Below are 9,981 nucleotides of genomic sequence, written 5' to 3'. Positions count from 1 at the left end.
CGATCTAAAAGTTAGAACAAAACCCAATCAAGGTATCTGGGAAACCGCAATTAAAACCTTAATTACGATTGGTTTAGCCCTGCCTCTTTCGCCATTAATGTTCATTGTCCCAATTTGGGCAACAGGACAAGAAATAAATCTCACCGAAGCGGTAATTCAAGGAGGAGGGACGGGAGTTTTAATTGGATTTATTGCCGGAGGGGGAATAGCATTAATTCAGCATTTTGCCCTACGGTGGGTTTTGTTTCGTCGGGGTCGAATGCCGTGGAATTATGCTAAATTTCTCAATGAAGCCAGTCATCTTGGCATCTTAAAACAATCGGGAGGTAGTTATCGCTTTTATCACGATAAATTGCGGGAATATTTAGCAAAAGAGATTCATTTGCCCCTAAATACTGCCTATAAGCCTGTCGAACAATCTTTCACAAGCAATGCAGTCACTCTTCTATTTCTACCCTTCTTAGCAGTTTTACTTCTTAGCAGTATTCAAACGATTTCTTCTGACTCTACCTCAGAAATTTCTCTTTATCCCACACTCCAAGCCAAAGATGCTGTATTTTTGGATAGAATAACCTATCGTTTTCGCAATCTCCAACGAAACCATATTGTGATTTTTGCCTCGACCAAATCTCTACAAGCGCAAGGATTTAATGAAAACCTCTCTTATGTGCGCCGCGTTATTGCGCTTCCTGGTGAAACTCTCGAAATTAGTCAAGGTCGCATCATTCTCAATAATGAACTTTTTACTAACAATAAAATAGAAATTCCGCGAAACTTCAAACAAGCGCGAATTACCCTCAGTGCTGATGAGTATTATGTTATTGGCAATAATCCCAATTATCCTAACTTAGAAACCTTTGGCGCAATTGTCCCCCGCAAAACTATTCAAGGTCAACTTATTCTGCGTTTTTATCCCTTCGATCGCGTCGGTTTTATTCATTAATCAAAAGTTGCTCAAAAGTTAGTGGAGACCGAGCGATTGTCCCTAATATAAAATAGAGATTAGATCGGGGTAACAGACTCATCACCCCGATTTTTTTATTGTTATCCGACTAATCCTTCCACAACGGGATGGAAGAAAAAGGCAAATCCCAAAATAGTATAGGTTGCCAGCAACAACCCGCCTTCTAACCAATTAGATTTTCCGTCAGAACTGACGGAATTGGCTACCAAAACGGCAATCATAACCGCAACTAACTCAAAGGGATTAAAATTCAAATCCATTGGTTGCCCTAAAAATAACCCAGCAATGACCAAGACAGGGGCAACAAAAAGGGCAATTTGCAAACTCGATCCCACCGCAACAGAAACCGATAAATCCATTTTGTTTTTCATGGCTACTGTTACTGCGGTGGCGTGTTCGGCAGCATTACCGATAATAGGTAAGAGAATCACCCCAGTAAAGAGTGCAGTCAAACCTAACGCTGAAGTTGCTTCCTCCAGAGAATCTACAAGAAGTTCCGATTCTAGGGCAACAAAGAGAGTAACAACAAGTAACACTCCTATCCACAGCCAGATATTGGGTTTTTCGTGGGTTTCTTCTCCTTCTCCTTCCTCATCTGATTCGAGGTCCGCAACGCTAACATCGTAAAGATAGGCGTGGGTTTTCATCGAAAAGAGCAAAGTTAGAACGTAGACCAAGATTAAAACGATCGCCACGGCAATAGAAAGGGTTTGCAACAGAGATTCCTCAATGCCGGAAGAAGTGTACTGTACGGCGGTGGGAACGAGTAAAGAAATCACCGCCAAGTTCATAACAGAAGCATTCATGCGGGCGGCGGTAGGTTGAAAATCCTGTTCCTTAAAGCGCAACCCTCCCAGAAGCATCGAAAAGCCCATAACTAGGAGAAGGTTACTAATAATCGATCCCGTAATCGTCGCCTTAACCACCTCAATTAAACCGCCATTGAGGGCAACTAGGGCAATAATTAGTTCTGTCGCGTTCCCAAAGGTCGCATTTAATAATCCTCCTAAATTCGGTCCGACAACAACGGTTATTTCTTCCGTGGCGTTTCCCATGATCGCCGCGAGGGGGACGATTCCCAGTCCTGCTGTGATGAAGATAGTTGCCGATCCCCAATCCAAGAAATGGGCAGCAACGGAAATGGGGATAAAAATCAGTAAACTGTACAGAATTTTGTTCATATTCGCGAAATATTCGTTCCCAACTAGCCTCTAGGATAGTTGATAGTTGATAGTTGATAGTTGATAGCGGTGGATTGCTTGTTCTGAGGGGAATTCAAGGGAATGAAACTGAGGTGCGGGGAATTGTTAAAATTAAAATCACAAAAAATTAAGAAAACTTCATTGAAAATTGAGCGATCCCCGTGGGATCCCCGCAATCTGCTGTTAAGTTCCTTAACAAAATTTCTTATTTTCCTAAAAATTACGGTTCAATGGGTAAGGATTAAATCCCTTAAAATCCTGTCTAGCTTTATAAAGTTTTAAGGATTTAACCAAATCGAGGACGAATACAATCGGGTTCTAGATTTTATCTGTCGTCAATGCCCTATTTCATTCCATTTCAGTTTCTCTCAGGAGAGGTCTATGACTCAAAACACAACTGCAACGCAAGCGATCGCTGAAAAAACCGAAACTTCCTCAACCCATCACGTCCCAGCTACAGGGGTTTGCGTTACAGTACACGGTCATTTTTATCAGCCCCCGAGGGAAAATCCCTATTTAGATGTCATCGAACGTCAACCCAGTGCTTATCCTTGCCACGACTGGAACGAACGCATCCTCTATGAGTGCTATCGTCCCAATGTTTTCTCCCGCATTCTCAACGGCCAAGGGGAAGTTGTTGGCATTGTCAATAACTTCGAGTATATGAGTTTTAATGTCGGTCCCACTTTGATGTCATGGTTGGAACGCCACGATCGCGAAGTCTATCAAGGCATTATTGAAGCCGATCGCAAGAGTACAGAACGCCTCAACGGTCATGGCAATGCGATCGCCCAAGCATACAATCACATTATTTTACCCCTCGCCAACGAACGGGATAAATACACCCAAGTTCGCTGGGGAAAAGCTGATTTTCGCTCCCATTTCGGGCGAGATCCCGAGGGAATGTGGTTGGCAGAAACGGCGGTAGACTATCCCACCCTAAAAGTTTTGGTAGATGAGGGCATTCGCTTCATTATTCTCGCCCCTTCCCAAGCTAAACGCTGTCGTCCTCTCCCCACGGCAGAGAATCCCGATCCCGACTGGTTAGAAGTCGGGGGTTCTCAGATCGATCCTACCCGTCCCTATCGTTGCATCTTGGAAGACGATCGCTCCATTGATATCTTTTTCTATGATGGTCCCATTTCTCGGGATATGGGATTTAATGAAGTGTTGAACAGTGCGGGAAATTTTGCGGGACGGTTAGGGCAAGCAGTACGTCGTCCTTCCCAGTTAATTTGCGTGGCGACGGATGGGGAAACCTTCGGACATCACAAAGGGGGGACGGAAAAATGTCTTTCTTATTCTTTTATTCAAGAATTTCCCAGTCGCGGCTGGACTGTGACCAATTTTGCCCATTACCTCGACGAGAATGCACCGGAATGGGAAGTGGAGTTAAAATCCGTTACTGCATGGAGTTGCGCCCACGGAGTCGATCGCTGGCAAGATGATTGCGGTTGCGGGGGAGGAGGGTTATGGAATCAGAAATGGCGGCGACCTTTGCGAGATACTTTGAATTGGCTGCGCGATCGCCTCGGAGAGATTTATGAAACCCACGGACGCAAATTCCTTAGCGATCCTTGGTTAGCAAGAGATCGATACATCCACTCGATCCGCGATCGCAGCCCGGAAAATACGATTAATTTCCTTTTCCGCCATCAAAGCCATACCCTCGAACCCGCCGAACAAGTAGACGCACTGCGCTTATTGGAGATGCAGCGTCAATCCTTACTTATGTTTACCAGTTGCGGTTGGTTTTTTGACGAACTTTCGCGACCGGAAGGGGTGCAAATTCTTCGTTATGCGGCGCGGGCGATCGAATTGGCGGGGGATGTTGCCGGAGTACAATTAGAGGCGGAATTCCGCGATCGCCTGCAAAAAGCCCCAAGTAATGTGGAAATCTTCGGCAATGGTGCCAAGGTTTACGATGAATTAGTGGTATCCGCTCGCGTCACTTTTGAGCGAGTGGCGGCGCATTATGCCATCACCTCTTTATTCAAACATTATCAAAGTGAGGATCGAGTTTACTGTTACGAAGCAACCCAACTCGACTATCACCGCCAGCAAATGGGGGCATTAACCTTAGCAGTGGGACAGTTGCGTTTAGTCTCAGAAATTACGCGGGAAAGCCAAGAATTTATCGTTGCGGTGCTGCATTTTGGCGGTTGGGACTTCCATTGCTGCATTCAACCCTTTATCGGTCGTTTAGCTTACTCGCAAATCAAAGATAAATTGTTTTCTGCTTTGAGTGAGGCAAGCGTCGCCAAAACCTTATTTGCCATGACGCGAGTTTTCGGCGATCGCGTCTTTAATTTAGAGACCTTGTTTGCAGAAGAACGGGAATGGATCGTCCAACAAGTGGCCAATACAAGTAAAGAGAACCTCGATCGCCTATTTACCCAGGCTTATCGCGATAATTATAGCCTCCTGCAAGCCTTTTATCGGGAAGAATTACCCGTTCCGCAAGAGTTGAAAGCCTCCGCAGAAATTGCCCTTTCTCGTCGCTGTTTGAAAGTATTGCAACAATTTGAGGAAGCCAAAGATCGCGATCGCCAAGATATGTATTTAACCGAGTTAGAGGCGATCGTCACCGAAGCGGAAAATATGCGCTGTCGCATGACCCTCCCCAATGCCAAACAGCTTTTAGAAGCCTTGATTTTGCGAGATTGTCAGGCATTATTAGGAGAAGCCAACCCAGAGACAGTCGCAGAAGAAAGCCAACGCATTTCTCGCACGATCCAGATGGGCGATCGCCTGCAAGTGGACTTATCCTTGGATCGGGTACAGGAATATTATTTCCGATGTTTGCACCGCGACATTTTGCCTCAATGCGTTGTGGTAGCAGGGGAAACCGTTTCTTGTCCTTGGGATATTGTTAACGTTCCCGTTTTACTAGATTTGGGCGTACAGTTAGCCGTTGATGTTCATCAGTGGTTGTAATCCTAATAGATTAGAGAGTATAGTTGTCTATGTGTCCCGAGTTTTTCGGGGGTTGTTTTTTAGCAAAAAATTAACTAGGGTGAACGAGTAAAGAAACGGGGAATAATCTAGTGAGATTGGTTATATTAGGGGGTCCCGGTTCGGGCAAAGGAACGCAACTGCAACGGTTGAGTAAGGCGCTAAACCTGCCGGGAATTTCCGTTGGGGAGATTTTGCGGGAGGCGATCGCCAAAAATAACTTTCTGGGAGTGAAAGCCAAATCCTATGTAGAAAGCGGCGAACTCGTTCCCGATGAGATGATGATTCAATTGATCCGCTTGCGTTTATTACAAGATGATACCCGTAAAGGATGGTTGTTAGAAGGTTATCCTCGCACTCCCTTTCAAGTGGAAGAATTAGAATTTCTCCTCGAAGACTTCAAGCAAGATTTGTATGGGGCAATTTACCTGAAACTCGACGAGGCGATCGAGATCGAACGTTCTCTGTCCCGAGGTCGCCCCGATGATACTCCCGCAATTGTACAGCGACGCATTCAAGGTTTTACAGAACGAACCACTCCCATTTTGGAATACTACGCCCGTCGCGGCAAACTCATCGTGATTAATGCCGAAAAAGCCCAGGCTACTGTCGAGGCAGAAATCTTGCGAAAACTTAAATCTTGACGGCTAAATTTCCCTGTGGCATTTATGCTGGATTGGACAAAAATTTATCCTGAGAATAATTATGCCTTGGCAACGTCCCGACGATCGCGCCCCGAATCAACTGCGCCCTATTCGATTTGAACGCAATTTTACCAGTTTTGCCGCCGGGTCGGTTTTAGCGCATTGCGGACAGACAAAGGTACTCTGTAGCGCCAGCATTGTCCCCGGAGTCCCTAAATTTCTTGCGGGTAGCGATCGCGGTTGGCTAACTGCCGAATATCGAATGCTTCCCAGTGCAACTCCCCAACGTCAACCCCGAGAATTACTGAAACTGTCTGGACGCACCCAAGAAATTCAACGGCTGATTGGCCGCAGTCTTCGGGCAGCACTAAATTTAGAATTGTTGGGAGAACGAACAATTATGATTGATGCAGATGTTCTCCAAGCCGATGCTGGGACGCGCACGATTTCAATTACAGGAGGTTATGTTGCTTTAGCTTTGGCACTGCAAACTCTCCTAGACAAAGGAGAATTAGAACAATCGCCCATTTGTCATGCGATCGCCGCAATTTCCGTGGGATTAATTGAAGGAGAAGCCTTTTTAGATTTGAATTATCTTGAGGATGTTGCTGCGGATGTTGATTTTAATGTTGTGATGAGGGGAGATTTGGGTATTATCGAAGTTCAAGGCACCGCAGAATCGGGAAGTTTCGATCGCGATCGCCTCAATTGTCTGATGGATCTCGCCCAAGAAGGCATTAAAGACTTACTCATCGCCCAACAAGAAACCCTGAAATCTGTCATCCGTTAAAAAGGAACAGAGAAGCATTTTTAATGTTTGGATTGCTGATTTTTGTAGTTTATTGGATTATTGTTGCCCTCGTCTTCTATCAGATGTGGCTAGATTTGGATGAGTTTGTTAGCGTTGACTTTGATAGTGCAGCTTTAAACGAACAACTCGATCGCCAAAATTTACAAGAGGCGATCGCCATTAGTTTTAAATTTAAAGACTGTTACAAATCCGAACAATTAAAAACCCTTTCAATAACCGTCCGCAACCAAACCGATGTGCGAACAATTTATGTGAATTGGGAACGGTGCAACCTTACGGATTTTAAAGGTATTTCTCAGCGTAGTGTTCGCCTCGTTCCCGGTATTTCCGATCTTTCCCAAGGACAAACTTATAGTTTACTGGCTCCTAGCCAAGTTTTAGAAGCTGAACTAACGATAGAAAGTGCAATGAAATCCACAGAAAGCGGGGAATTAATTGTCGCCTCTCCTTTATTTTCTAAAAGCAGTTTGCTTGGGGCAGCCAAAGAAGAGAAACGCTTTACTTTACGCTTGGTTATTGAAGTTGCAGAACCTACCGTAGGCGTTCGCGTGGGCAGTCTTCACGCCCTTCTCTGTCATTTTATCGTCCGCAAAACCCCCAAGCGACGCACGATGTATTGGGAAGGAGAAAGAATTAAAAAGATTATTTTTCTCTGTTCAATAATTCCCCTAAATATGGCAAGATAACTCCAGTTCATCTTTATGTTAGGAGTCCATGCAATTACTCGCTTGGTTAATCGTCTTACTCTATCTTGCCTTGGCAATGGGATTGGGTTTATTTCTGACGGGGAGAGGGTCAAAAAGTTTGGTAGATTTTTTCGTATCTGGGCGATCGCTGCCTTGGTGGTTAGCGGGGACGAGTATGGCTGCAACGACCTTTTCTATCGATACCCCTCTCTATATTGCGGGAGTCGTGGGCAGTCGAGGCATTGCCGGGAATTGGGAATGGTGGAGTTTTGCTGTTTCCCACGTTATTTTAATTTATATTTTTGCGCGACTGTGGCGGCGATCGGAAATCGTTACCGATGCCCAATTGACGGAAATGCGCTATGGCGGCAATATGGCTGCTATTCTCAGAGGGACCAAAGCCTTTCTTTTTGCTCTACCTATTAATTGTATCGGCATCGGTTACGCCATGTTAGCAATGGTTAAAGTTGTAGACGCATTGCAACTCTGGCAAAGTTTAGGCATAGAACCGGGAGAGAATGTTAAACTTTTTAGTGTCATAGGGGTGAGTATTTTTGTTTTAATTTATTCTGGTTTTTCGGGTTTATGGGGAGTCGTTGCGACGGACTTTTTCCAATTTTTCCTGGCTTTATTCGGTGCAGTGGTTGTTGCTATTTTTGCGGTCAATTCTGTGGGAGGAATTCACGAACTCATCCCCGCCGTTCAACAAGCGACAGATATCGATGTTTTAAGTTTTATTCCCATTACTGGTAATTTTCAATGGAGTGATGTTGCGGGTATTACTAGCACAACTTTTGCTGCTTATGTTTTTGTGCAGTGGTGGTCATTTCGTCGCAGCGATGGTGGGGGAGAATTTGTGCAACGTCTTGCGGCTGCGAAAGATGAAGCCGAAGCAGAAAAATCTGCTTGGTTTTTTAATATTCTCCATTATATTGTTCGTACTTGGCCTTGGGTTATTGTTGCTTTAGTGGCGATCGCCATTTATCCCGATTTAAGCGATCGCGAATTAGGCTATCCCAAGTTAATGTTAGATTTTTTACCAACGGGACTTTTAGGCATTACGGTAGCTTCCCTAGTTGCGGCTTTTATGAGTACGGTTTCCACTTCAATTAATTGGGGTGCATCTTATCTAACCAATGACCTTTATTTACGCTTTTTCCGCCCCGAAGCAACGCAATCTGAGTTAGTTTGGGCGGGACGAATAGCCTCCATTGTCGTGACAGTTTTAGGGGGCTTTGCGGCGTTTTATGCGACAGATATTCGCACGGTATTTCGCTTAGTGATTGCAGTGGGAACGGGTCCTGGATTGGTGTTAATGTTACGTTGGTTTTGGTGGCGCATCAATGCAGCCGCAGAATTTGCAGCGATGTTATGTGGTTTTATGGTTGGATTTTTAACCAGTGTGGTGCCTATCCTGCAAGCTGCTTTACCAGATTTTGGGATGCGTTTGACGGTCATTTCTGCAATCACTGCGGTGGTTTGGATTACGGTAATGTACCTGACTCCTCCAGAATCTGATGAGACTTTAGACGCATTCTATACAAAAATTCGACCGAGCGCGATCGGCTGGCAGCGACAGTACCAACGCACCGGAATAAAACCTTTACAAGATTTGCGCTTGGATGTATTAAAAGTGCTGGCGGCTTTATTGTTGTTATTTGGGGCAATGTTTGCGATCGGGGGCTTCTTATTGTTGCAACCGTTAACGGGTTGGATTTCTTTAACAATGGCAGTAGTGGGGGGCTTCTGGTTGCGCTGGTTGAGTCGTCAGCGCATTTTACCGACCCCTCGCCCTGGTTTGGATGATGAGGATCTGTTGAGGTAATTTGTACATTTGCATCCAGCCATTGGGAAACTTTAACGTTAATATCAATATCAGTAGGATTAATGCTCTAAAATTTTCCTGATGCGATCGCAACAGATATTCAATATAAGAATGATGAGAAAAATCGTTCCTGACTCTCAGTCTCCTCGAGCTAACCTTACTGATGCTCAATTCCTCCCTTTTCAGTTTCGTCAGATTTTTCGTTCCCTGGGTTGCGCGATCGCGATTTGGGGTGTATCTGCTCTTCCTGGAATGGCTTCCGAACGCTTACTTCTCCGTTTTGGACCCCTAGAAAAAACCGTTACAGTGGAGGAGGTTGAAACGTTTGTCGATACGGGAGAAATTCCCAAATCCTTGCAATTATTTTCCTCTCTCCTGACCCCCCAACTGCGAAATATTTTAGCGGGTCGATTGAATGTCGAAACCGAGATAGTCGATTCTTTTCTGGACGAACTCCTCAACTCTCCAGATGGAAAATGGTTAATGGAAGAACTGCAAAAAGCAATCCCCCATAGTAGTGTCGCCGAATTGAGAGCCGCTTTATATTTAACTCTAGAACAAGCTGATGGAGTTAGCGTGACGGGATTTTTACGCGCTTATCCCCAAGAAACCTTAACGCTTGATGCCAGTGCAGCCGTAAAAATTGCCCTGCAACTCAATGCGTCTAACTTGCAAAGTCAAGCCTTAAGTCCAGTTTTAGAACGGGAACTGGCGATCGCACCCGAGGAAGTTTCTGCTTTTGTTCCCCAATTCGATCCGAGTCAACCCGGTAGCCAAAAAGTTCGCCAACGTTCTTTGATTCTCAACGATCGCGATCGCAAGCGCAAAATTCCCGTGGATTTGTACTATACCCAGGAATCTCGCGGTCCTCTCGTGGTCTTGTCCCACGGCTTC

General features: G+C 45.1%; 8 protein-coding genes. 7 read left to right on the top strand and 1 reads right to left on the bottom strand.

Annotated elements, in window-relative coordinates; all coding sequences use genetic code 11:
- The coding region (gene lepB, locus VB714_RS13350) for a signal peptidase I (RefSeq protein WP_323224924.1) at window positions 1–943 on the top strand (943 nt) is incomplete at its 5' end.
- A 101-nt stretch (window positions 944–1,044) separates the two neighbouring features.
- Here the strand turns inward: lepB and cax are convergent.
- A complete protein-coding gene (gene cax, locus VB714_RS13345) occupies window positions 1,045–2,145 on the bottom strand; it encodes a calcium/proton exchanger (protein ID WP_323224921.1) in 1,101 nt (366 codons plus the stop codon).
- Between the two features lie 402 nt (window positions 2,146–2,547).
- On the opposite strand from cax, the gene VB714_RS13340 reads away from it, so the two are divergent.
- The 6 genes from VB714_RS13340 to VB714_RS13315 all read left to right on the top strand — a co-directional run.
- Window positions 2,548–5,103: a DUF3536 domain-containing protein gene (locus VB714_RS13340; protein ID WP_323224918.1), complete on the top strand. Its 2,556-nt coding sequence runs from the start codon at window positions 2,548–2,550 to the stop codon at window positions 5,101–5,103.
- Window positions 5,104–5,213: 110 nt separating this feature from the next.
- Entirely contained in the window at window positions 5,214–5,765 is a 552-nt protein-coding gene (locus VB714_RS13335; RefSeq protein WP_323224916.1) for an adenylate kinase family protein, read from the top strand.
- 61 nt (window positions 5,766–5,826) lie between these two features.
- A complete protein-coding gene (gene rph / locus VB714_RS13330; protein ID WP_323224914.1) occupies window positions 5,827–6,555 on the top strand; it encodes a ribonuclease PH in 729 nt (242 codons plus the stop codon).
- A 23-nt stretch (window positions 6,556–6,578) separates the two neighbouring features.
- Entirely contained in the window at window positions 6,579–7,262 is a 684-nt protein-coding gene (locus VB714_RS13325) for a hypothetical protein (protein WP_323224911.1), read from the top strand.
- 28 nt (window positions 7,263–7,290) lie between these two features.
- A complete protein-coding gene (locus tag VB714_RS13320) occupies window positions 7,291–9,087 on the top strand; it encodes a sodium:solute symporter family protein (protein WP_323224908.1) in 1,797 nt (598 codons plus the stop codon).
- 111 nt (window positions 9,088–9,198) lie between these two features.
- The coding region (locus VB714_RS13315) for an alpha/beta hydrolase (protein WP_323224906.1) at window positions 9,199–9,981 on the top strand (783 nt) is incomplete at its 3' end.

This window comes from Spirulina sp. 06S082 (assembly GCF_034932145.1).
Classification (GTDB): domain Bacteria; phylum Cyanobacteriota; class Cyanobacteriia; order Cyanobacteriales; family Spirulinaceae; genus CCY15215.
Note: the sequence above shows the minus strand (reverse complement) of the source record. Positions and strands in the feature narration are given on the sequence as shown.

Coding starts and splice junctions, on each gene's coding strand:
- cax (WP_323224921.1), bottom strand. CDS start 2,145: ATGAACAAAATTCTGTACAGTTTACTGATTTTTATCCCCATTTCCGTT.
- VB714_RS13340 (WP_323224918.1), top strand. CDS start 2,548: ATGACTCAAAACACAACTGCAACGCAAGCGATCGCTGAAAAAACCGAA.
- rph (WP_323224914.1), top strand. CDS start 5,827: ATGCCTTGGCAACGTCCCGACGATCGCGCCCCGAATCAACTGCGCCCT.
- VB714_RS13325 (WP_323224911.1), top strand. CDS start 6,579: ATGTTTGGATTGCTGATTTTTGTAGTTTATTGGATTATTGTTGCCCTC.
- VB714_RS13320 (WP_323224908.1), top strand. CDS start 7,291: ATGCAATTACTCGCTTGGTTAATCGTCTTACTCTATCTTGCCTTGGCA.